Origin of the sequence: Geothrix fuzhouensis, from assembly GCF_024609325.1 — a bacterium.
GTDB classification, from domain to species: domain Bacteria; phylum Acidobacteriota; class Holophagae; order Holophagales; family Holophagaceae; genus Geothrix; species Geothrix fuzhouensis.
In genome coordinates, this window is record NZ_JANHMQ010000001.1 from 19,286 (window position 1) to 39,342 (window position 20,057).

Genomic DNA, 20,057 nt, shown 5'->3' on the forward strand with positions numbered 1-20,057 from the left:
CTCCCCCCATGTTCGCCCTCGGCATTTCCGATTTCTCTGTAGGTGAAGGCGTCTACCCGGCGAAGCAGCTGCTGTCGCTGGCGCGGCAGCTGGGCTACCGCGACCTGGTCTGCTGGGACCGGGGGGTGGCGGGCTATCCGAAGCTGCGGGCGGAGCTGGCGTGGATCCACGAGGCCCGGCGTCTGGAGGGCCTGCCGCCGGACCCGCGCTGGACAGGCTTCCGCCTGCACCTGGGCAGCCGCTTCACCTGGCGGGGCCACGGCTACGGCGCGCTGCCCTTCACGGATGCGGGCTACGCCGCCCTGAACCGCCTGCTCTCAGCCCAGGCCCACCTGGACCACGATCCGCCCATCCCCGGTCTGGGCGCGCCCGAGCCGCCCCAAGACTGCGTGCTGCTGGCCGAGGATCTCGCGGGCCTCGACGCGCTGCTGCGGGAGGGACTCTACGGCGCCCTGCTGGCCCATCCCCGCCGGGCGCAGGAGGCACGGAAGGCCCTGGCGGCGGGCCTGGAGGTGGTGGCGCCCCAGGTGCTGCGCTTCCGCACGGCCGAGGGTCTGGAGATGCACCGCCTCAAGCGGGCCATCGAGGCGCAGGCCACGCTCATCCGCACGAAGGCCCTGTGGGATCCCGCCGAGGCCGCCGTCCCCCGCGCCGACTGGGAGGCGCGTTTCCCTTTCTGCGAGCCCGCCGTGGAACGGGCCACGGCGGCCGTCCTGGAGCGCATCTCGGGCTGGAACATCCACTGGGGCGAGTGGGTGCTGGCCAATCCCCTGGGCTGCAAGGGCGCGGACCTGGACGCCCTCCTGCGCGAGAAGGTGCGCGCGGGCGTGGCCCGGCGCTTCCCCGTGGTCCGCGGAGACATCCTCGCCCGCATGGAGCGGGAGCTGGACCTCATCTCCGAGCTGACGTTCGCCCGCTACTTCCTGCTGGTGGAGGACATCGTGCAGGCCGCGCAGGGCGCCATGCCCCGCATCTGCGGCCGGGGCAGCGGCGCGGCCTCCCTGGTGAGCTATGCCCTGGGCCTCAGCAACGTGGATCCCGTGGCCACGAACCTGATGTTCGAGCGCTTTCTCACGAAGGAGCGCAAGGATCCGCCGGACATGGACATCGACTTCGCTTGGGACGAGCGGGAGGACGTCATCCAGTCGGTGTTCGAGCGCTACGGTCGCCACCGGGTGGCCATGGTGGCGAACCACACCTTCTTCAAGGCCAAGGGCGCCCTGCGGGCCGTGGCCCAGGCCCACGGGCGGCCCGACAGCGAGCTAAAGCAGTTGGCCCGCTACGTCCGCGGCTGGGAAGGGGGCCTGGACCGCGCCGCCGAGAACCCCGCCTGGGACATCGTCCTGCGTCAAGCCTCGGCGCTGCGGGGGCACTTCCACCAGTTCTCCGTCCACCCCGGCGGCACGGTCATCACGCCCGGCCCCTTCTGGGAGCACGCCGCCTTCCAGCCCGCGCCGGCCAAGGAGGGCGTCTCCACCACCACCTGGGACAAGGACGGCGTGGAGAACTACGGCCTGGTGAAGATCGACCTGCTGGGGAACCGCAGCCTCGCCGTCATCCGCGATGCCTACGCGGTGCTGGGCGACGCCGTGCCCGCCGATCCCGGCACCCATTCCCGGAAGGATCCCGACACCCAGGCCCTGCTGGCCCGGGGCGACAGCATCGGCGTCTTCTACGTGGAAAGCCCCGCCACGCGCCAGCTCCAGCAGCGGGTGCAGAAGGGCGACTTCGAGACGCTGGTGATCCACAGCAGCCTCATCCGCCCCGCCGCCTACCGCTGGGTGGACCGCTACGTGAAGCGCAGCCGTGGCGAAGAGGCCTGGGAGCCCAGCGATCCCGTGTTCAACCAGCTGCTGTCCGAGAGTTACGGCGTGCTGGTCTACCAGGAGGATGTCATCAAGGTGTGCGTGGAGCTGGCGGGCTGGAGCCACTTCGAGGCCGACCAGCTCCGCAAGCTGCTGGGCAAGCCCGACTGCGAAGGCAAGCTGCCCTACTTCGAGGCGCGGTTCCGCAGCGGTTGCGGGTCCCGCGCCGTGCGCCAAGCCACGGTGGACGAGGCCTGGGACATGATCCGCACCTTCCAGGGCTACTCCTTCTGCAAGCCGCACTCGGCCAGCTACGCCCAGGTGAGCTTCGAGAGCGCCTGGATCAAGGCGCACCACCCGGCGGTGTTCTTCGCGTCGGTCATCACCAACCAGGGCGGCTACTACCCCGCCATCGCCTACCTGGGCGACGCCCGCCGCCACCGCCTGGTGGTGCGGGGGCCCGACGCCAACGCCTCCGCCTGGCCCTTCAGCGCCGAGGGCGAGCAGGCCCTGCGCGTGGGCCTCATGCAGGTGCAGGGTGCCCTGGCGAAGGAGGTGGAGGCCCTGCTGGAGAACCGGGACAAACAGGGCCCCTTCGCGGATCTCGACGATCTGCTGGGCCGCGTGAAGCTGTCGGTCACCACCGCCGAGGCCCTCTGCGCCGCCGGGGCCTTCGACCGCTGGGCGCCGGACGGCGACCGCACGCGCCTCATGTGGGCGCGGCTGGGCGGCGTGCCCCCGGGCGTGCGCCCGCGCCCCACGGACGCCTTCGACCGCGCGGACCTGGAGATGCAGATCATGGGCCTCACCCTGGAGATCCACCCCGCCGCCCTCGCCCGCGTGCGGAAGGGCGGGGGGCCCGACCGCGCCGCCGACCTGGCCAAGGTCCTGGCCGGGGAGAAACCGGGCCGCCGCCTGCGGTTTTGGGCTTTGGTGGTGGCCGACAAGGAAGTGGCCACCGAGAAAGGCGAGCGCATGCAGTTCGTCACCTTCGAGGACGACACCGGCCTTTGCGAAGCCGTGGCCTTCCCCGACACCATCCGCCGCCGCCAGCGCCCCTTCCGCGTGGGCGACGTCGTGCCCATCAGCGGGCAGACGACCCTGCAGGACGGGCTGGCGGTGTTCGAAGTCGGATGAGGCTCTACAATCAACAAATTCAGCCATGAAGGATGCCATGCCCGCCCGGAAGTCCACGACGCCCTCCCAGGAAACGCCCGCCTTGCCGGGAGGGGAATTCCTGCTCTACATCACCGAGGATGGCCACCGGCGCATCCAAGTGCGGCTGGATGGACAGACGGTCTGGATGACCCTCAAAGGGTTGGCCGACCTCTACCAGACCACTCCTTCCAACGTCATCCAGCACATCGCCAACATTTACGAAGAGGGCGAGTTGACTCCCGAGGCAACTGTTAAGCATTACTTAACAGTTCAACCGGAGGGCCAGCGTCAGGTTCGGCGAGATCTGGCCCACTACCACCTCGACATGATCCTGGCGGTGGGATACCGGGTGCGTTCTTCGCGGGGCACCCAGTTCCGCCAGTGGGCCACGGGACGTCTTTCTGAATTCCTGGTGAAGGGCTTCACCCTGGATGATCAGCGGCTCAAGGATGGCCGTGATCTGGGCCAGGATTACTTCGATGAATTGCTGGAACGCATCCGGGACATCCGGGCCTCGGAGCGCCGCTTCTACCAGAAGATCACTGACATCTATGCCCGGTGCAGCGTGGATTACGACTCCCATGCGGACCTGACGCACACGTTCTACGCCACGGTCCAAAACAAGCTCCACTGGGCGATCCATCACCACACGGCAGCTGAACTCATCCAGGCGCGGGCCGATGCCAGCAAGCCGAATATGGGCCTCACCACCTGGCAAAACGCCCCCGCCGGACGCATCCGAAAACACGATGCGGGTGTGGCCAAGAACTACCTCACCGAGGACGAACTGAAGGCCCTCAATCGCATCGTCACCATGTATCTCGATTACGCAGAAGAGCAGGCCTCCAGACGGCAGGCGATGACCATGCGGGATTGGGCCGACAAGCTGGATGCCTTCCTTCAGTTCAACGAGCGCGAAGTGCTCAAGGATGCGGGCCGCGTGACGGCGGAGCTTGCCCAACAATTGGCCGACGGAGAGTTCGAGCGGTACCAAGCCCAGCAGCGCCTCCGCGAGGCCGTCGAGCCCAGTTCCGATTTTGACCGTGCGGTAGAGGGTGTGAAGCGGCTGAGCAGCAGGAGCCGGAAGGCCTGATGCCTACTTGGCGGCCGTTGCCGGGGCGGCCTTGGGGGCTTCGGGGGCGCCGACGTTTTCGGGGGCGAGGCGGCCCCGCAGATAGTCCACCAGGTGGGCTCGGACGCCCTCGACGGCGTTGGCCAGCTTGCTCTGGTTGGGGTGCAGGAACTCGCCCTTGGCGGTCTGCTCCCGAACGGTGCCGCCGAGGAACTCCCGGCCCGAGGCGTCCTTGACTCGGTAGTCGAGGGTGATCACGCAGTATTCAGTGCTGTGGTAGACCTGCTGCGGCGGCATGTGGGGCCCGCCGCCCACGGAGGTCCAGTAGCCGAGGCTCACGCTGTCCACATCCAGCCGGGGCAGCTCCAGGACATAGGTGGACCCCACCCCGGTCGCCACGCCTGTCGACAGTGACTGGGCCAGATCCTTCTGGAACCCCTCGATGAAGGCGGACTCGCTGCCGTATTTCTTGACGAACGCCCGCTTGAAGTCATGCAGATCGATCTTGGCGACCGGTTTGGACTGGAAGGCGGCATCCCGCAAGGGCCGAAGGCTGTCCGCCGAAGCCCTCGTCACCACATAGATCGGCGGCTTCGGCGTGCAGGCGAGCAGCGAGAGCAGGAGGGCGGAGGGGAGAAGGAGGCGTTTTATGGGGGACCTTGGTAACAGAGAACGGAGTAATTAATGGATATAAATAACCGGCCCAACCCGTGAGTGAGTGCTTAACGGAGTTAAGATGGATGGAGTACGAAAATGGGTGCAGATCATTCAGTTTGGGTTCAAGTTGAGCAGAGGGTTTGGTGGTACCTTTCCGATTCATCTCCGGAAGGTCTGTTCATTACAATGCTACTTGAATTCCTTTCCTGAGGTCTTTCTCTGCGGACTCGACGGCATATGTAGTTAATTGGATTACCTAGCTTCTTCGTGATTTCATGACTAAGGTTGTAATCTTGCTTCTCCATAGCCGTTATTAAAAGGCTATATTGTTCATAAAGATCATCAATTGCCATCGAGCTTAGATGCGAAGTTTCACCATTTCCATGCCGAGCAGTCAATCTGGTAAGTTCGAGAATCTCTTCAAGGATTTCTCTTTCAGGTCTGGATGTTGGGGCAATTTTTGATTTATGGGCTGTGAGAACATCGTTGATTTCCTTTTCGAGCCTTGGCCACCACATTTCGAATACTTCATCAAGAACCACCTGTTCAAGTTTACTTTCGCCTGCTTCTTTGTTAATTGAAGATAGTAATTTTTTAAAATCCGATTTATCAAATCTTGTATGTTGGAATCCGACGAGTGGGCCTTCGATATCTGTAGGTTCAACACCAAATAATGCAGTGCACACTTTTGATTTATCGAGTTTTTTAGATAACGCACCTGCTTCAAAAAGTATCCACGGCCGGTGCAGATTTTCTTTGGTTAAGAAAATCATTCCAATATTGGATGATTCAAGCTCCTTTGAGATATCTGTATCCCAACGTGCTCCTTTTTCGATGTCATTAGGTGTGGAATAGGGCTTCACAAACTGAAGTACACCTGGAAGCCACTTCCTGACGACTTCGCCAAGATCTTTGCTTTGATCACCAGACCAACTTAAAAAAACTTTTACTGCCATATAAGCTCCTTGACGGATTTGGATAAATATGAAGCCAAATCAGTAATTAGGCGGACCGTGCGGCCAGGCGGTAAGCAGTGCCTTTGGTTGGGTTGTGATGATAAAATGCTGGGTGCTGGGAGTTCCGTGCTCATGCTCTCACCAGGTCGGTCGGACGCTCGTCATAACCGGGCGAACGGGCCTGAATCGACCCCTGAACGGTGGTCGTGGGGTAATTGAAAATGCTTTTTCGCCACCGATTTCAGTGATGACGGTGATAAAGCAGGGCAGGCCCCCGCATGGGCCCGCCTTCGGCGGCTTCCGGCGGGGCCGGAAGTCACCCAGGGGCACCGCCGCCGCGCTTTCAAAGGGCGCGACGACGGTACCCCTGGGTGGAGCCCAGGCTAGGTGCTGCCAGGGCCCAATCACTGTGAATCACCGTTCATCAGTGGCTGAATGCTTTTGCTTTTCGATTCGTGTCCATCCGCGGCCCAAACGGCCCATCGTCTCGCGGGTCGCCCCTGGGTGGAACCCAGGCTGCGTGCTGCCAGGGCCCAATCACTGGGAATCACCGTTCATCGGTGGCTGAATGCTATTGCTTTTCGATTCGTGTCCATCCGCGGCCCAAACGGCCCATCGTCTCGCGGGTCGCCCCTGGGTGGAGCCCAGGCTACGTGCTGCCAGGGCCCAATCACTGTGAATCACCGTCCATCAGTGGCTGAATGCTTTTGCTTTTGGATCCGTGTCCATCCGCGGCCCAAACGGCCCATCGTCTCGCGGGTCGCCCCTGGGTGGAGCCCAGGCTGCGTGCTGCCAGGGCCCAATCACTGGGAATCACCGTTCATCGGTGGCTGAATGCTTTTGCTTTTCAATCCACGTTCACCCGGGTTGATCCGTGGCCCAAACGGTCCATCTTCGGCCCGCTGCTTCGCTCCCGGGGCTTCCAGCGTCGAATGGCCTCGGTGTGCCTGGCTCTTTCCCATGTCACTCTGCCGGCCGCTCGGCTTTGGTCGGCTCTCGCTGAGCGTGCAGGCTGGCATTCTCGGGGTGCCTTGTGATTGAGAGCGCTGACCCGGGCGGCGAACACCCGAAGCCTTGCCGAGAAGGTCACGGCCCCGGGCACTGACGACCCATGGTTCGTCAGTCAGTCGGCCTGTTGCATTGAAACCGTTGGCGCCTATATTGAAAAAATCCGCATGCATATAGCGTGTGAGACTTATTTTCAGTTGGTGAACCAATTCATGGGAGAAAGTCATGAACCAGGCTCCAAGCCTCACCTTCGCCTCGCGCACCGGCCGCACGCTCGGGCGCTTCGCGCTGGCCATCGCCTTGGCGGTTGGCGTTGGGATTTGCGTGCCGGCCTCGGGCCAGGCCGGCGGCGAACAAAACGAGAGCGAGGTTGCGCACGGCTTCGCCATCGTGCCGCAGGGCGTGATGCTCAACCTGCAGGGCCGCAACCGCGCGCTGGTCGGTTTGGGCAGCTACATCGTGAACACGACCGGCTGCAATGACTGCCATACGCATCCCTCGTACCTGCCCGGCAACGACCCCTTTGCCGGGCAGCCGGAGCTCGTGAACAGCGCACAGTACTTGACGGGAGGTCGGCAGTTCGGGCCGTTCACCTCGCGCAACTTGACGCCGGATAGCACGGGCCGCCCGGCCGGCTTGAGCTTGAGCGAATTCATAAACCTGATGCGCACCGGCGTCGATCCGGATTGGACCCCGGCATCGGGTCGTCCCCAAATTCTTCAGGTGATGCCATGGCCGGTCTTCGGCAAGAAGACTGACCGCGAACTGACGGCCATCTACGAGTACCTGAGCGCGATCCCCTCGCTGCCCAACAACCCGAACCCGGGCCCGTGAGTGCGCTTCGCCGCGCCGGCCTTCGAATTGGTGCTGCAGCGCCGGCTAAGCCTCGCTGTTCGTGACACCTCGTTCGCTGGGTGGCGATTGCGAATATGAACACACGCCGTGGTTGTTTTGCTTTTTGATCCGCACCCGTCCGTGGCTCAAACCATCCTTCGCATCGCTGCCCACCCCTGGAATCGCACCGCTCGCCCCGGCCTGCTTCCGATTCTGAGGGGTTCGGGGCAGGATGCTCGCGGAGGTGTCCCATGCGTCGTATCGCTTCTACCCTGCTCGTAGCTACGCCGGTGCTCTTCGCCCAGGCGCCGCCTCTTAAGCTGCCTGAGGCCAGTCCCCGGGCCACGGTCAGCCAGACGGTGGGGCTGACGGACATCGATGTGAGCTACCACCGGCCGGCGGTGAATGGCCGCAAGATCTGGGGCGGGCTGGTGCCCTACGGCCAGGTCTGGCGGGCCGGGGCCAACGAGAACACCGTGGTGACCTTCTCGAGCCCCGTCCGCGTGGGCGGGACGCCGCTGCCGGCGGGGCGCTACGGCCTCCACATGCTGCCCACGGCCACGGCCTGGACCGTGATCTTCAGCAGCCGGTCCCACGGCTGGGGCAGCTACAGCTACGACGCCAAGGAGGACGTGGCCCGCGTGCCGGTGACGCCTGTGGCCGCCGAGCCCACCGAGCGCCTCGCCTACACCTTCGACGATCCCAGCGATCAGGGCGTCACCCTGTCGCTGCGGTGGGAGAAGCTGCGGGTGCCCATTCCGGTGACCGTGGATTCCAAGGCGGTGGTGGTGCAGAGCCTGCGGGAGCAGCTGCGGGGCCTCCACCAGTTCTACCCGGAGGCCTGGAGCGGCGCGGCGGGCTGGTGCGCCCGCAATGACGTGAACCTGGACGAAGCCATGACCTGGGTCGACCGCTCGCTCACCATGCGGGAGTCCTTCATGGCTCTGCGAACCAAGGCCGCGCTGCTGGACAAGAAAGGCGACGCCAAGGGCGCCGAGGCCCTGCGGGCGAAGGCCCTGACGAAGGCCACCGAAGTGGAGGTCAACCAGCTGGGCTACACGCTGCTGGGCCAGAAGAAGATGGACGAGGCCCTCGCCCTCTTCCAGCGGAACGTGAAGGATCACCCCGATTCCTGGAACGCCTACGACAGCCTGGCCGAGGCCTACGCCCTCAAGGGCGACAAGGCCCAGGCCGCCGCGAACTACCGGAAGGCCCTCGAACAGGTGAAGCAGGCGGACCAGCGTACCCGCATCCAGGGCGAGCTGGACAAGCTCAAGTAGCTCGGACGGGCGCTTGGGTCACCGGCTGATGGCTTTTCACTTTCTCTGCACCATTCCACCAGGCGATGCCGGCTTTCAGAAAGTCGCCGGTGTAGCCGGCGGCCCGCAGTTCTCGGATGGTGAAAGGGGAAAACCTGTCTTATTTGCGTTGGGCGAGCAGGAAATTCTTTGTATCGTACAGCCATCATGAATGTCCCAAAGGAAAAGCGATCCAATCCCAGGACGGCCCTGCACCAACTCGTCCAGTTCGAGCGCACGGCCGCGGAGCTGTGCACGGCTGACACTGAGCTGACGCAGGGCGTCGGGCGCGACATCAGCCCTGCAGGCGCGAGTTTCCTGACGAGTTGCCCGCTCCAGCAGGGCGAGATCCTGCGGGTCCGCATCCCCGCTGAGCTGGAGCACCACGACGCCCCTGTCATCTCCGAGGTGAAGTGGACTCAGCCCACCCGCCACGGATTCCGCGTCGGTCTCCAGTTCCTCGCCTGAAGGGGGCTCCTGCTAGGATCCCTCCATCCCTTCACGCGGAGTCCCATGCGGCGTCTGAGGCAATGGACGGGTCCGGCGACGGCGGTGGCGCTGCTGGCGCTCGCGGCCTGCACACGGGCACCACGCCGGTACGTGGAGCGGCCTTCCTCCAGCCCGGGGGTGGCGCGCGCCCTCCCACGGTTGGGCTATACGCTGCAGGCTGGAGCCTTCGCCAAGGCGGAGAACGCGGCGCGCTTCGCCCAGTTGCTGCAAGGGCAGGGGCTGGAGGCGGCCTATTACGGTTCGGAGGACAGCCTCTATCGGGTGCGTTTCGGGGACTTCGCCACGAAGGAGAAGGCCCGGGTCCGGGGCGAGGCCCTGAAGGCCGCCGGGGTGATCGAGGCGTTCTGGGTGGTGGCGCCGGACGGATCGTCCCCGGGGGCCTCGGGCCAGCCCCGGCTCCACCCCTCGGATGAACGGGGCTTGAGGGCGGGTCTGGTGGACTCGGCCAAGGGCTACCTGGGCGTGCCCTACCTCTTCGGGGGCACCACGGAACGCGGCTTCGACTGCAGCGGCCTCACGGGAGCCGTGTACCGGCTGAATGGGTTGCGCCTTCCGCGCTCCTCCCAGGCCCAGTTCGAGGCGGGCCGCCCGGTGGATCTGGAAGCGGCCAAGGCGGGTGATCTCCTCTTCTTCGCCACGAACGGTGGGACCCGGGTGAGCCATGTGGGGCTGTACCTGGGGCAGGGGCATTTCATCCATGCGCCGCGCCCGGGTCAGGGCATCCGCCAGGATGACCTGGCGGAGCGGTACTACCGTAGGACCTTCCTGGGGGCCCGGAGCTACCTCTAGAAAACGAACCGGGCCGGGTGATTGACCTTTTCTGGATCGAGACTCATATTCCCTCTGCCTTCTCGCCAGCCGCCGGCCGCACCTTGGCAGAAAGGGGGGATTCATGGCCGCCTATGCCTATGAGGAATGCCTCGAACGGTCCTATCGGATCAACTGGAAAATCAAGGATGTGCTGGGAACGGTGGGGTTCGATCGGGGTCGCCCCTGGCTTCCCGCGGCCCTTTCCGGTGCCAAAGGTATTTTCTGTCTAAACGCGGAGGAGAAACGGAAGCTGACCCAGGTCGAGATGGGGGCCTACGCTCATCTCTTCGGATTCGTGGAGGCCTTCATCGCACCCGAGATGGTGGAGCTGGCCCGGGCGTCCGAAACCGTCAACCGAGTGGCCTTCGAGGCCCTCACGAACTTCGCCTCGGAAGAGATCAAGCACATGCGGCTCTTCCGGGAAGTCCGGAAGATGGTGGATCGGACGTTGGGTTTCCCGCTCGAGCTGCTGGAGGGGCAGGATCAGGTCGCCCAAGTCGTTCTGGGTAAGCACCAGGGCGCGGTGCTGCTCCTGACATCCGCCATCGAGTGGTTCACGCAGCACCACTTCCTCAGCGCGATGAAGGACGCCGATGAACTCGATCCGCTCACCAAGGAGATCTTCCGGTGCCACTGGCTGGAGGAGGCCCAGCATGCCCGGCTGGACCACCTGGAGACCGTGCGGGTCTTCAGGGAGATGACCGAGGCCGACCGGGATCAGGCCATCGAGGATCTGATCTGGCTGCTGGCCGCCGTGGATGGGCTGCTCCAGCAGCAGGTCGCCCATGATGTGACTAACCTCGGGCGGTATCTCGGCCGTGCCTTCACGGCGCCGGAGCGGCAGGAGATCCACCGGAACCTGCTGAGGGCGAAACGCCACTGCTTCATCGAGAGCGGGATGGTCCATCCCAACTTCCAGGAGCTTTTTCTTGCCGTGACGACCCCGGCCCAGCAGGCTGGGGTTCGGGGGGCCGTGGACCTCCTTCTGCAGGAACAACAGGGGCCTCCAGCCCAAGGCTGAAATAATTCTGTGGGTGGGCGTCGATTTTTTGAAAATCCGAACCGGAATGGCTTTACACTGGGAATCGCCCGCCGGTTGTGCGTGCAGAAAAAAGCGTTGCTGCCTCGCCTGGAAGGAACAATGCATCTACATCCAGGACGAAGAAAGCAGGTAGTCAAATGGCTCAGGGAACCGTGAAGTGGTTCAACGCCGAAAAGGGTTTCGGATTCATCACCCCCGATGACGGTGGTGCGGATCTGTTCGTTCATCACTCCGCCATCGAAACCACGGGTTTCCGAACCCTGGATGAGAATCAGCGCGTCAGCTTCAACGTAGGTCAGGGCCAGAAGGGCCCCCAGGCGACTAACGTCACCAAGATCTAAACCATACCGTTCAAAATGAAGCGGCCTCCTTCGGGAGGCCGCTTCTTTTGGGGCCGTCCGTCGCCGGCGTGCGTCATCGGATGGCTCCGTTCAGCATATTTCCTTGGCCCGAAAGGCTTCCGACCGTATTCTGGTCCCTTGCGCAAGGAGGAGCCCATGGCTCATGAGGGTCACGAACACGGACCAGACTGCAACCACGATCACGACGATTCCTTCGAAATCGAAGTCGTTGAGCTCGAAGACGAGAATGGCGAGAAGGAAGAATTCGCGATCCTGGAAGAGCTAGAGTTCGAGGGCCGCAACTTCGCCATCCTGGCGCCCCTGGCTGAGCTGCAGGCCCAGGAAGAGGGCACTGCGGATCCCGAGGAGGGACTGAGCCTGGAGATCTTCGAGGTGAAGGACGACATGTTCACCCCCCTGGAAGACGAGGAGCTGGCGGAACGCCTCATGAAGCACCTCGACGAGCAGGAAGCCAAGCTCAAGGCCGAGGAAGAGAAGGACTGAGCGCAACACCCATCAATCACACGAAGGCCCCCGGTTGGGGGCCTTCGTGCGTTAGAAATTTGAAAGCCTCAAGAGGGCGCTACTTGGGCGAAGGTACGTCCCTGCCCTTTGCGGGGTATTTCTTGGCGACTTCCTTCTGGTGGGCCTGTTCCTGGGCATTGGCCTCTTTGGAGCGCTTTTCCGCGGTGTCGTCCTTCTTGCGTTCCTTCGCTTGTGGCGGATCGGCCTGGCGGACCCTGTCCACCGTATCCTTGGCTTTCGCCCGGCTCTTGTCCTCCTTGCTCTGGGCGGAAAGAGCCGTGGACCCGGCCAAAACAATCATTAGGGCAAACATGCCCACCTTGTTCATACACAACTCCTTTTAAGCCTTTGGGCTTGCCTCAATATAGAAGCCCCGGGCGTCCGATCAAGTGCCTGGCTGAAACCAGGGTCATTCTTCTCTCAAAACCGGGGTGCGTGCCCTTGCCGTACTCTGGAAGGATGTTGCCCGACTCGATCTTCTTCGATGGCCGAATCCTCTTCCTCACGGAGGATCCGGAGCGGCTCCGCCGCCAGCTCGCGGGTGAGGACCTGGAGCTGGACGAAGCGCTTCCCCTGCGGGACCAGATCAGCACGGACGAGATCACGCCCGCCTTCATCTGCTACCACTTCGACGAGAAGCTTGGCGACTTCCCCTACTTGGGGTTGAAGTGCGGGGAGGCTTTCCCGGTGAAGGAGGGTACCGTTCGCGCAGGCGGCTTCGCGGTCAGCGTGGCCGGGAAGCGCCGGGGCAAGGGAAGCAGCCGCGAGGCCAGTCCCTACGCGGAGCTGTGCGGGGGCATCCGCCTGGTGATCGCGGAAAGCTTCGAGCGCATCTACCGCCAGAACGCCCAGAACCTGGGCCTGCTCACCAGCACGGACTTCGGCCTGATGCCGCGCCTCCGGCGGGGCGAGGCCATCCCCTTGGCGGAGTTCACCGCCAGCCTGGATCCAGTCACCGCCGAGATCGTGCGGCGCGGTGGCCTGTTCGCCTACAACGCCGCTCGTCTCCAAGGCGACGTGGTGCCACCGCTGCCCACCCATGCGCCGCGCCCCATGACCTACGCCGAGAAACTGCTGGCGCGCCACGCGGTGGTGGACGCGACGGCGGGCACGTTGGGCTTGCCGGTCGTGAAGTCCGGCGACGGCCTCTTCGTGAAGGCCGACTGGCGGTTCAGCCATGAGTACGTGACCCCAATGGCCGCCAGCTTCCTGGAGAAGGCCTTGGGGCCGGACGTCGTGTTGCGCGATCCGGCGTCCATCCTGGCCTTCCGCGATCACCTGACCTTCCTGCACCACAGCATGAAGGCCGAGCACCGGGCCATGGGCCTGTTGACGGTGGCGGAGCGCCTGAAGCCAGTCCAGGAGGCCTTCTGCGCGAAGCATGGCATCCGGCTGCACGGTGAACTGAGCGACGGATCCGGCAGCGAGGGCATCTGCCACGCCATCATGGCCGAGCGCTATGCCCTTCCGGGTCAGGTGGTGGTGGGCACGGATTCGCACACGCCCCATGCCGGGGCCCTGGGCTGCCTGGCCTTTGGGGTGGGCACCACGGACATCGCCAACGCCTGGGTGACGGGCGATGTGCGCGTCACCGTGCCACCCACGCTGCGGGTGCGCCTGCACGGGCGGTTGCGCTCCGGCGTGTCCGCCAAGGACCTGGTGCTGCACCTGCTGGCCCAGCCCCTCATCCGCGAGGGCGGCGCCATCGGCCACGTCATCGAATATCAGGGCGAGGCTCTGGTGGAGCTCGATACCGATGAGCGCGCCACCCTCACCAACATGGCGGCCGAGATCGGCGGCTTCACGGGCCTGATTGCGCCGGATGCCGAGACCCTGCGCTTCGTGAAGGAACGCCGCGGCGAGGACCTGGACCTGGAACCCTGGATGCAGGGCGACGTGGGCGCCGAGTACGCCCACACCCTGGAGGTGGACTGCGCGGCGCTGGGCCCCATGCTGGCCCGCCCCGGCGACCCAGGGAACGGCGTGGCCCTGGCGGACCTGGGCGCAGCCGTGCCCATCCACATCGCCTACCTGGGCAGCTGCACGGGCGGCAAGCGCGAGGATCTGCGGCGGGCCTACGAGGTGGTGCGGGTTGCCGCGACCGAAGGGAGGCGCGTTCCGGAGGGCGTACAGTTCTTCGTGCAGTGCGGCAGTGAGGATGTCCGCCGGTTCGCCCAGGCGCAGGGCTGGATCGCGGCCTTCGAGGCCGTCGGGGCCGTGGTGCTGGGCAGCTCCTGCGGCGCCTGCATCAACGCCGGCCCTGGCGTCTCCACACGCCCTGACCAGGTGACCATCAGCGCCATCAACCGGAATTTCCCCGGGCGCAGCGGCCCCGGCCAGATGTGGCTGGCCAGTCCCGCCACTGTGGCCGCCAGCGCCCTGGCTGGGCGCATCACGGGGATCTGAGAAACACGGCTCACGTTCAGCGGGGAGCCCGTTAAGGTGGCTTGGGTGGGCCGCCAGCCAACCCCGACCCAGCTTACGGAGACTCCGTTCATGCCATCCACTCGCCTTTATCCATTGCTCCTGGCCTCCGGATGGTTGTTCTCGGGAATCCCGGATTCAAGCCTGCCGGCCACGAATCCGCCCTCCGTGAAGACGCCAGGAGAGGGCCTGGCGATGGGTTCGCCCACTGACCCTGATCGTTTCTCCAACCTGCCCAAGCTGCTCTTCGACGATGCGGGTCATGTCGTCACCGCCCCGGCCCGCTGGGACCGGTCGGACTGGCTCACGGCCGGGGTGAGCGCCGCGGCGGTTCTGGGCACGGCCCTGCTGCTGGATCGCCCCACGGATCAGGCCGTGGTGAGGAATGCCAACGGCTCCTGGGACCGCGGAGCCAAGGCCGTCCAAAATCTAGGCGGTACCCCGAGTGTGCTGATCGCGGGAGGGACCTACCTCGCCGGCATCGCCTTCAAGGATCCTGAAGTCCGGGCCACGGGCATCGACACCATGGTGACGATGGGGCTCGCCCAGCTCTTGATCGTCCTGCCGCTCAAGGCGGTCGTGGGCCGGTCCAGGCCGATCGAGGACCAGGGCACGCACGATTTCCATCCCCTGCGCCGGGGGCAATCCTTCCCCTCCGGCCACACCACCCAGGCGTTCGCCTTGGCTGCGGTCATCTCCGAGCACGCGGACCGTCCTTGGGTTACCGGGCTTTCCTACGGACTCGCCAGCCTGGTGGGCGTGGCCCGCGGGGAGCAGCGCCAGCACTTCCTGTCCGACGTGGTGGCGGGTGGGCTGATCGGTACCTTCGTCGGGAAGGCCGTGGTGGCCCACAATCAGGCCTTGCGGGCCCATGCGCGCTCGAAGCTGTCCGTATCCTTTACACCCCTTGTGGCGCCAGGCACCTACGGAATCAGCGTGGCCATGACGTTCTGACGAACATCGACCAGAGGAAGGCGAGGAAGGTTCCCGCCGCGCTCAAGCTGAAGATGAGGACTGCGCCCGCAGCACAGTCTTTCGATACCTTGATGGCTGGGTGGATCTCGGGGTGAAGGTGGTCGAGGGCATGCTCCAGGGCCGTGTTGAAGAGCTCGGCGGCGAGCACCAGTCCGCAGTTCATCAGCAGCAGTGCCCACCAGATCGCCGCCGGTCGCATCCCGATCAGCACCGCGACCACCCCCAGCGCCATCAGGCTCTGGAAGCGGAAACTGGCCTCCTGGCGCCAGGCGGTACGGATCCCCTGGAGGCTGTACGAAAGGCGCTTGGGAAACGACTGGTTCTTCATGCGGGCCCTTGGGTGGTAGCTAGCATTGTGACACCGTAGCTCCCCGGGCCCGCCGTTCCCCTTCTCACCGAATCTGTGTGAATCTGTGGAATCTCTGGACCTGACGCTTTCTCCGGGAATGCCTAGATGCTCGACCCCGTACACGCCGCCCGCTACCGGGCCTTGATCCTGGCCAACCTGGCACGCCGAGGCACGCCTCCTTTGGCGCGCAACTCCAGGGTCCTGGTGGTGGACACGGCCCGGCAGCGCCTGGGTCTGCTGGAGGATGGCCGCCTGGCGTTCGAGGCCGTCATCTCCACGGCGGCCAATGGCCTGGGCTGCGAGGAGAACTCACTCTGCACGCCCACAGGCTGGCACCGCATCCATGCACGCATCGGCGCGGGCTCGGAACCCGGCACCGTCTTTCGTGCCCGGGAGGCTACAGGCGAAGTCTGGCGGAGTGAACCGCGCGAGGAGGACTTGATCCTCACCCGTGTGCTCACGCTGGATGGTCTAGAGGACGGCTGGAACCGCGGCCCGGGCCGGGACTCCCTGGCGCGCTTCATCTACCTGCATGGGACGAACCAGGAACACCAGCTGGGCCAGCCCGTATCTCACGGCTGCGTGCGGCTCGCCAACGCCGATATGGCGGACCTTTTCGAGCGCGTTGCGGAGGGCGATGTGGTGCTCATCGCCGAAGCTCTGCCAGGCGATGGTCTGGGGCTCGGCCGCCTGCATTTCGCGGGTGTGGCGGGCAGCGGCATGAGCGCCCTAGCCCAGTTCGCGGCCATGAAGGGCAGCCGGGCCAGCGGCAGCGACCGCAGCTTCGACCGGGGCCAGCGGCCCGAGGCTCGCGCCCAGTTGGAGGCTCTGGGGGTGGTGATCCTTCCTCAAGATGGTTCCGGCCTGGAAGGCGACTGTGCGGCCCTGGTGGTGTCCACGGCTGTCGAGGATGAGGTGCCGGACGTGGCGGGGGCCCGGCGCCTGGGCGTGCCGGTGCTGCATCGCTCTGAACTCCTGGCGCACTTCGTGTCACGGTACCGCACGGTGGCCGTGACGGGCACCAGTGGCAAGTCCACCACCGTGGCCATGGTGTTCGAGATTCTGCGCGGGGCGGGGCTGGATCCCTCCGTCATCACCGGCGGCGAGCTGGTGGCCCTGCAGCGGGAGGGCCACTGGGGCAATGCCTGGGCGGGGGTTTCCGATTTTCTCGTCATCGAAGCCGATGAAAGCGACGGTTCCGTGGTGCGCTACCACCCGGCCGTGGGTGTGCTGCTCAATCTCCAAAAGGATCACAAGGAGATGGACCTCGTGGCGGAGATGTTCCGCACTTTCCGAGCCCAGGCACGCGAGGCGGTCGTGGTGGGCGAGGCGGGAAACTTGGCGGAGTTCGCCGCGGGCGCCACCCTGTTCGGATTCAACGCTGGAGCGGATCCCCGCGCCGAGGACCTGAAGCTCGCGGCCGATGGCTCAACCTTCTCGGTGCGTGGGGTGCGCTTCCGCCTGCCCATGCCGGGTCGGCATAACGTGGAGAACGCCCTCGCAGCCATCGCGGCCTGCGCGACCCTGGGCGTCCCAATGGCGGCCATGGTGGCCCCACTGGCCGGCTTTCAGGGCGTCGCCCGGCGCTTCCAGGTGCTGGGCGTGCGGCGAGGCGTCACCGTAGTGGACGACTTCGGGCACAACCCCGCCAAGGTGTCGGCCTCGATCCGGGCCGCGCATCTGCGGACCGCCGCAACGGGAGGTCGCGTGCTGGCGGTCTTCCAGCCCCACGGCTTCGGACCGCTGAAGTTCCTCCGGGCCGAGTTCGTGGAGGCCTTCGCGGCTGAGCTGGCGCCGCTGGACCGGCTCTGGTTCCTGGACGTCTTCTACGCTGGAGGCACGGCCGCCATGGATATCAGCAGCGCCGATGTGATCGGAGACATCGCCACCCGCGGAGTGGCCGCCGAGTGGGCACCCTCGCGAGAATGCCTTGTGGAGCGGCTGGCCGCAGAGGCGAAGGCGGGCGACCTCATCCTGGTGATGGGTGCACGGGATCCCTCGTTGACGGACCTGACCAGGGCCATCCTGGAAGCGCTCTGAGCGGGGAAAGGAATGGTTAACCGCAGATGGCGCAGATGGCGCAGAAAAAACCGGATGGGCTCATCTGCGAAATCTGCGACATCTGCGGTTCAAGAACAAAAGCCTTCATCTCGCGGTACCCTCGGAGCATGGAACCCACGACCCTCCGCGCTGTCATGGCCGCGCTCCGCAAGCCGGAGACGGGCTGCCCCTGGGACCTGAAGCAGACCCACGCCTCGCTGGCCCGCTACCTGCGCGAGGAGGCGGCGGAGGTGCTGGACGCCCTGGCGGCCCATCAGGCCGACGATCCCGCCACCGAGGCGCACCTCTGTGAGGAACTGGGCGACCTGTGGTTGCAGATCGCCTTCCACGCCCAACTGGCGGCGGATCGTGGCGCCTGGGACATCCACGAGGTCGAGCGCACCGTGGTGGAGAAGCTGGTGCGGCGGCACCCCCATGTCTTCGCAGAGGTCAGTGTCGAGGGTGCCGATGAGGTGCTTACCAACTGGGCCGCCATCAAGCGGGAAGAGAAGGGCCTCCACGGCGAGGAGCCGCGCCTGCTGGAAGGCATCCCGGCCTCGCTGTCGCCCATGGAGGAGGCCCTGGAGATCGGTCGCCGCTGCGCCAAGGTGGGCTTCGAGTGGCCGGATATGGAAGGCGTGCTCGACAAGGTGAAGGAGGAGGTCGCGGAGCTGCAGGCCGAGTCCGACCCCGTCAGGGTTGAGGAGGAGTTCGGCGACGTGCTGTTCAGCCTCATGCAGTGGGCCCGGAAAATGGGCGTGGACCCTGACACGGCGCTGCGCCGCCAGATGACGCGCTTCAAGGGCCGCTTCACTTCGGTGGAGGATGACGCCCGGACCGCCGGCGGCTGGGAGAAACGGAACCTCGATCAGATGGAAGCGGCCTGGCAAGCTGCCAAGCGAAAGGCAAAGCCATGATGGCGATGCTGCTGTTGGCGCCCCGGACCGGAAGCCCGGCGCCGATCTGGATTCCGTTTGTATTGTTCCCGCTGGTGTTCCTCGGAGCGTCCCTACTATCCTCGCGCCTCCTGGGTGTGTTCCAGCTCTACCGGGACTTCCCGGCGGACCAGGCCGATTCCATCGAGACCAACCTGGGCTGGATCCAGATCGAGTTCGGGGTCTGGCGGGGGCACTCGCCCATGTCTGTAAAGGCTGGTCGGCGCTGCCTCCACATCAAGCAGCCCTTTCCCTTCCAGCCGCTGTTCTGGCTCGGGCCGGCCTCCATTCCCTGGGACCAGATTCGCGTGATGCAGGAGGCCGGGACAGACTGGTGGGCCTTCTGGAAGGCGGCAGAATTCGCGCTGGGGCCCGAGGACCGACGCATCCGCATCCGCGGCCGATCCGCCAGGAAGGTCCAGGCGGAAGTAGAGACGCGGCAAGGTCGAGTGGGGAACCTTCCCCTCCCGACCGCCGCCATCCGGCCCAGATGACCAGCTTCAGCCATCACTCAAGATGGAATGGAGGAAACGTCCCTCCTACTTCTTGATCACCTTCGCATCCTCGATGATCACGGCGTAGCTGTAGCCGGCGCCGAAGTCCCTGCTGGTTTGGACCGTGCCTCGGATAGTCACCGTGTCGCCCGCTGCCGCCTCGTCCTGGCTGGTGACGGTGATGTCATTCGTGCCCTTCTTCTTGTCGCCGCTGCCGTCCTGGAGGTGCAGCCAGTTCTTGCCCAGGATGCCTTTGCTGTATTTCACGACCTTGCCGCGCAGGGTGACGCTCTTCCCCTTGAGGCTGTCCTTCTGGGCCCAGATTTCAGAGACGGTGCGGGCCTCCGCGCCGGGGGCCTTCGCCACTTTCCCGACCTTGACAACCTTGGCGGGCTGAGTACCCTGGGCGTGGGGGTTGGCCCCGGCCGCCGGAGTGGCGGCACCCGCCGTGGCGAGGGTGCCGAAATACACCTCGGCAAAGGTCCGCTTCAAGGTCTTGGATTCGAAGTCCGTCATCAGCACAGCATTGGCGACGGTGACCTCGGAGCCCTTCTCGGCCTTGGCTTCGGGAACGGCGGTCCATACTTCGCCCTTCGCGGTCTTCAGGCGGAGGTAGCAGTAGGGCGAAGCCTCGAGGCGCTCCAGCACCTTGCCGGTCAGGTCCTCACCCTTGGGCATTTGGGCTCCCGTGGGATGAGGGGCAGGGGCTGCGGCCTGGGGCGGGGTGGTCGCCATGGTGTTCGAGCTGAAACCCGCCATCACCGAAGCGACGAGGATGAGGGTGAGGGGGCTGGGCATGGGGGAACTCCTAGGTGGAGGGCTGT

At 65.0% G+C, this 20,057-nt stretch carries 19 protein-coding genes; 14 read left to right on the forward strand and 5 right to left on the reverse strand.

The features are described from left to right. The first annotated feature begins 8 nt into the window (after window positions 1-8). Window positions 9-2,942, forward strand: coding sequence for a helix-hairpin-helix domain-containing protein (locus NOV74_RS00100; protein ID WP_257308198.1), 2,934 nt, complete (start codon window positions 9-11; stop codon window positions 2,940-2,942). Window positions 2,943-2,979: 37 nt separating this feature from the next. Next, on the forward strand, window positions 2,980-4,056 hold the full coding sequence (locus NOV74_RS00105; protein WP_257308200.1) for a virulence RhuM family protein: 1,077 nt from the start codon (window positions 2,980-2,982) through the stop codon (window positions 4,054-4,056). A gap of 3 nt (window positions 4,057-4,059) precedes the next feature. Here NOV74_RS00105 and NOV74_RS00110 read toward each other — a convergent pair whose 3' ends face one another. Both NOV74_RS00110 and NOV74_RS00115 read right to left on the reverse strand, forming a co-directional pair. After that, a complete protein-coding gene (locus NOV74_RS00110; protein WP_257308201.1) occupies window positions 4,060-4,611 on the reverse strand; it encodes a hypothetical protein in 552 nt (183 codons plus the stop codon). A 203-nt stretch (window positions 4,612-4,814) separates the two neighbouring features. Then, the gene (locus NOV74_RS00115; RefSeq protein WP_257308202.1) at window positions 4,815-5,648 is read right to left on the reverse strand and encodes a hypothetical protein; all 834 of its coding nucleotides are present in this window, start codon (window positions 5,646-5,648) and stop codon (window positions 4,815-4,817) included. 1,233 nt (window positions 5,649-6,881) lie between these two features. On the opposite strand from NOV74_RS00115, the gene NOV74_RS00120 reads away from it, so the two are divergent. From NOV74_RS00120 to NOV74_RS00150, 7 genes are all read left to right on the forward strand, one after another. Beyond that, complete coding sequence (locus NOV74_RS00120) at window positions 6,882-7,490, forward strand: hypothetical protein (protein ID WP_257308203.1); 609 nt, start codon at window positions 6,882-6,884, stop codon at window positions 7,488-7,490. A 251-nt stretch (window positions 7,491-7,741) separates the two neighbouring features. Continuing rightward, the gene (locus tag NOV74_RS00125) at window positions 7,742-8,770 is read left to right on the forward strand and encodes a DUF2911 domain-containing protein (RefSeq protein WP_257308204.1); all 1,029 of its coding nucleotides are present in this window, start codon (window positions 7,742-7,744) and stop codon (window positions 8,768-8,770) included. A 186-nt stretch (window positions 8,771-8,956) separates the two neighbouring features. Further along, window positions 8,957-9,256 (forward strand): PilZ domain-containing protein, encoded by a 300-nt coding sequence (locus NOV74_RS00130; protein ID WP_257308206.1) that lies wholly within the window; start codon window positions 8,957-8,959, stop codon window positions 9,254-9,256. Window positions 9,257-9,301: 45 nt separating this feature from the next. Continuing rightward, complete coding sequence (locus NOV74_RS00135) at window positions 9,302-10,087, forward strand: C40 family peptidase (protein ID WP_257308208.1); 786 nt, start codon at window positions 9,302-9,304, stop codon at window positions 10,085-10,087. A 103-nt stretch (window positions 10,088-10,190) separates the two neighbouring features. Then, window positions 10,191-11,129, forward strand: a complete 939-nt coding sequence (locus tag NOV74_RS00140) for a diiron oxygenase (protein ID WP_257308210.1) — start codon at window positions 10,191-10,193, stop codon at window positions 11,127-11,129. 158 nt (window positions 11,130-11,287) lie between these two features. Further along, a complete protein-coding gene (locus NOV74_RS00145; RefSeq protein ID WP_243285857.1) occupies window positions 11,288-11,491 on the forward strand; it encodes a cold-shock protein in 204 nt (67 codons plus the stop codon). A 156-nt stretch (window positions 11,492-11,647) separates the two neighbouring features. Further along, on the forward strand, window positions 11,648-11,995 hold the full coding sequence (locus tag NOV74_RS00150) for a DUF1292 domain-containing protein (protein ID WP_257308213.1): 348 nt from the start codon (window positions 11,648-11,650) through the stop codon (window positions 11,993-11,995). Window positions 11,996-12,074: 79 nt separating this feature from the next. On the opposite strand, the gene NOV74_RS00155 is transcribed toward NOV74_RS00150, so the two are convergent. Beyond that, window positions 12,075-12,344 carry a hypothetical protein gene (locus NOV74_RS00155; RefSeq protein WP_257308214.1) on the reverse strand — a complete coding sequence of 90 codons (270 nt, stop codon included), beginning with the start codon at window positions 12,342-12,344 and terminating at the stop codon, window positions 12,075-12,077. 131 nt (window positions 12,345-12,475) lie between these two features. On the opposite strand from NOV74_RS00155, the gene NOV74_RS00160 reads away from it, so the two are divergent. After that, entirely contained in the window at window positions 12,476-14,422 is a 1,947-nt protein-coding gene (locus tag NOV74_RS00160; protein ID WP_257308216.1) for an aconitase family protein, read from the forward strand. A 213-nt stretch (window positions 14,423-14,635) separates the two neighbouring features. Continuing rightward, complete coding sequence (locus NOV74_RS00165; protein WP_257308219.1) at window positions 14,636-15,394, forward strand: phosphatase PAP2 family protein; 759 nt, start codon at window positions 14,636-14,638, stop codon at window positions 15,392-15,394. Here the strand turns inward: NOV74_RS00165 and NOV74_RS00170 are convergent. Further along, window positions 15,372-15,743 carry a diacylglycerol kinase gene (locus tag NOV74_RS00170; protein ID WP_257308221.1) on the reverse strand — a complete coding sequence of 124 codons (372 nt, stop codon included), beginning with the start codon at window positions 15,741-15,743 and terminating at the stop codon, window positions 15,372-15,374. The genes NOV74_RS00165 and NOV74_RS00170 overlap by 23 nt on opposite strands. Before the next feature lie 126 nt (window positions 15,744-15,869). On the opposite strand from NOV74_RS00170, the gene NOV74_RS00175 reads away from it, so the two are divergent. From NOV74_RS00175 to NOV74_RS00185, 3 genes are all read left to right on the forward strand, one after another. Continuing rightward, window positions 15,870-17,804 (forward strand): L,D-transpeptidase family protein, encoded by a 1,935-nt coding sequence (locus NOV74_RS00175; protein WP_257308223.1) that lies wholly within the window; start codon window positions 15,870-15,872, stop codon window positions 17,802-17,804. A 128-nt stretch (window positions 17,805-17,932) separates the two neighbouring features. Next, window positions 17,933-18,721, forward strand: a complete 789-nt coding sequence (mazG, locus tag NOV74_RS00180; protein WP_257308224.1) for a nucleoside triphosphate pyrophosphohydrolase — start codon at window positions 17,933-17,935, stop codon at window positions 18,719-18,721. Then, entirely contained in the window at window positions 18,721-19,233 is a 513-nt protein-coding gene (locus tag NOV74_RS00185; protein ID WP_257308226.1) for a hypothetical protein, read from the forward strand. Before mazG ends, NOV74_RS00185 begins: the two co-directional genes overlap by 1 nt. Before the next feature lie 45 nt (window positions 19,234-19,278). Here NOV74_RS00185 and NOV74_RS00190 read toward each other — a convergent pair whose 3' ends face one another. Continuing rightward, entirely contained in the window at window positions 19,279-20,031 is a 753-nt protein-coding gene (locus NOV74_RS00190; RefSeq protein ID WP_257308228.1) for a hypothetical protein, read from the reverse strand. Between the last annotated feature and the right edge of the window lie 26 nt (window positions 20,032-20,057).

Coding starts and splice junctions, on each gene's coding strand:
- NOV74_RS00100 (WP_257308198.1), top strand. CDS start 9: ATGTTCGCCCTCGGCATTTCCGATTTCTCTGTAGGTGAAGGCGTCTAC.
- NOV74_RS00105 (WP_257308200.1), top strand. CDS start 2,980: ATGCCCGCCCGGAAGTCCACGACGCCCTCCCAGGAAACGCCCGCCTTG.
- NOV74_RS00115 (WP_257308202.1), bottom strand. CDS start 5,648: ATGGCAGTAAAAGTTTTTTTAAGTTGGTCTGGTGATCAAAGCAAAGAT.
- NOV74_RS00120 (WP_257308203.1), top strand. CDS start 6,882: ATGAACCAGGCTCCAAGCCTCACCTTCGCCTCGCGCACCGGCCGCACG.
- NOV74_RS00125 (WP_257308204.1), top strand. CDS start 7,742: ATGCGTCGTATCGCTTCTACCCTGCTCGTAGCTACGCCGGTGCTCTTC.
- NOV74_RS00130 (WP_257308206.1), top strand. CDS start 8,957: ATGAATGTCCCAAAGGAAAAGCGATCCAATCCCAGGACGGCCCTGCAC.
- NOV74_RS00135 (WP_257308208.1), top strand. CDS start 9,302: ATGCGGCGTCTGAGGCAATGGACGGGTCCGGCGACGGCGGTGGCGCTG.
- NOV74_RS00140 (WP_257308210.1), top strand. CDS start 10,191: ATGGCCGCCTATGCCTATGAGGAATGCCTCGAACGGTCCTATCGGATC.
- NOV74_RS00145 (WP_243285857.1), top strand. CDS start 11,288: ATGGCTCAGGGAACCGTGAAGTGGTTCAACGCCGAAAAGGGTTTCGGA.
- NOV74_RS00150 (WP_257308213.1), top strand. CDS start 11,648: ATGGCTCATGAGGGTCACGAACACGGACCAGACTGCAACCACGATCAC.
- NOV74_RS00155 (WP_257308214.1), bottom strand. CDS start 12,344: ATGAACAAGGTGGGCATGTTTGCCCTAATGATTGTTTTGGCCGGGTCC.
- NOV74_RS00160 (WP_257308216.1), top strand. CDS start 12,476: ATGTTGCCCGACTCGATCTTCTTCGATGGCCGAATCCTCTTCCTCACG.
- NOV74_RS00165 (WP_257308219.1), top strand. CDS start 14,636: ATGGGTTCGCCCACTGACCCTGATCGTTTCTCCAACCTGCCCAAGCTG.
- NOV74_RS00170 (WP_257308221.1), bottom strand. CDS start 15,743: ATGAAGAACCAGTCGTTTCCCAAGCGCCTTTCGTACAGCCTCCAGGGG.
- NOV74_RS00175 (WP_257308223.1), top strand. CDS start 15,870: ATGCTCGACCCCGTACACGCCGCCCGCTACCGGGCCTTGATCCTGGCC.
- mazG (WP_257308224.1), top strand. CDS start 17,933: ATGGAACCCACGACCCTCCGCGCTGTCATGGCCGCGCTCCGCAAGCCG.
- NOV74_RS00185 (WP_257308226.1), top strand. CDS start 18,721: ATGGCGATGCTGCTGTTGGCGCCCCGGACCGGAAGCCCGGCGCCGATC.
- NOV74_RS00190 (WP_257308228.1), bottom strand. CDS start 20,031: ATGCCCAGCCCCCTCACCCTCATCCTCGTCGCTTCGGTGATGGCGGGT.